The organism is Microcystis sp. M53603_WE2, assembly GCF_030065435.1.
Genome location: NZ_JASJFF010001089.1, coordinates 1 through 1,429 on the forward strand (window position 1 = coordinate 1; position 1,429 = coordinate 1,429).

General features: G+C 46.4%; 1 protein-coding gene and 1 pseudogene. Both read right to left on the bottom strand.

Features of this window, described 5'->3' with window-relative positions; translation table 11 throughout:
- Nucleotides 1-84, bottom strand: a pseudogene (locus PX481_RS29895) (sigma-70 family RNA polymerase sigma factor); the annotation flags it as partial.
- A 226-nt stretch (nucleotides 85-310) separates the two neighbouring features.
- On the bottom strand, nucleotides 311-1,429 hold a 1,119-nt coding region (tig, locus tag PX481_RS22970; RefSeq protein WP_288096253.1), incomplete at its 5' end, for a trigger factor.

The window sequence follows — 1,429 nt, forward strand, 5'->3', positions numbered from 1 at the left end:
AGCACCCCTATCACCCCTTTGACATTTTAAGATTAACTCTCGATCGCTCACACTTGTTTGCTTATTGGTTATCACCCTGATCATTACCCTCCCTGGATGCCTGTCCCTTTAGACTAGGGGGTGTCAAGAATGGTTCATAACCAGTTATCAGTTATCAGTTATCAGTTATCAGTTATCAGTGATCAGTGATCAGCTATCAGTGATCAGCTATCAGTGATCAGCTATCAGTGATCAGGGGATGGGGGAATGGGGGAATTCAAGCAATACCCTAAAACCCCAACACCCCAACACGACTGCTAACTCCTTACGGTTATTCTTCCTCGGCTGCCAACACTTCCACTTCGGTGAATGCTAAGGTTTCTTCTGTTTCCTCTTCCTCGCTTGTTTCTTCCTCTAGGGAACCTTTGGGGACGAGGGTGATAGTAGCCTTTTCCTTCAGCCATGCCAGGGTGTTTTCCGCCAGGATTTCTTCGGTGATCACCTGTTCCAGACGCTGCCTATCTATGTCGCGATCGGACAATTGGGCCATGATATTAGCGATTTTTTCCGTTACCGCTTCGGGACTGACTTCAATGCCTGCGACTTTAGCCAATTCCTGCACCACGAGAGTCTGTTTCAGACTTTCGATCGCATCGGGACGGGTGTTTTCCCGCATTTTGGGAATATTATCTTTTGTAAACAACTGGTTGACATCTAGCCCCATTTGTTGGAACTGCATGAAGCTTTGGGTCAAAATATGCGTCACTTCCTTTTCGATCAGCGTCTCCGGTAAATCTAAAGTCGCACCCTTGACCAATTCCTTGGTTAAAGCGTCATAAATGCTTTCTTTGGTTTCCTTCTCCGCTTGTTCTTGGAAACGTTTCTCTAAACTTGCTCTTAATTCGGCGATTGTTTCCTGATCGCTGACTTCTTGGGCAAAATCGTCGTCAAGCTCTGGTAATTCCTTTGCCTTTAACTCTTTCATCGTAATTGTAAAGATTACCGCTTTTGCTGCCACATCCTCTTTCGGATAATCTTCTGGGAAAGTTAAAGTCATCTCTTTGACTTCTTCCGGTTTCATGCCGATAATTCCTTCCACCATCCCCTCGATAAAGCGTCCTGCTTCCATATCCACCCGCAGATCTTCGCCGTCAATATCCGGGATATCTTCGCCAGTTTCGGCGGATTTTCCCCGATAATCAACGATCGCCACATCTCCCAGCTGCGCCCCGCGATCTTCCACGGGAACCAATGTCGCTAACTGTTCTTGACGCTCTTTAAACCAATTTTCCACGGATTCGGGATCATAAACGGTTTCTTCGGCAGTAACGCTCAGATTTTCGTAATCTCCGAGAATAATTGTCGGGGCCACATCCACGGAAACTGAAAAAGTCAAAGCTTTACCCGGTTCATAGGCAGCGATCAAATCCTCAAACTGAGACAATAGCTG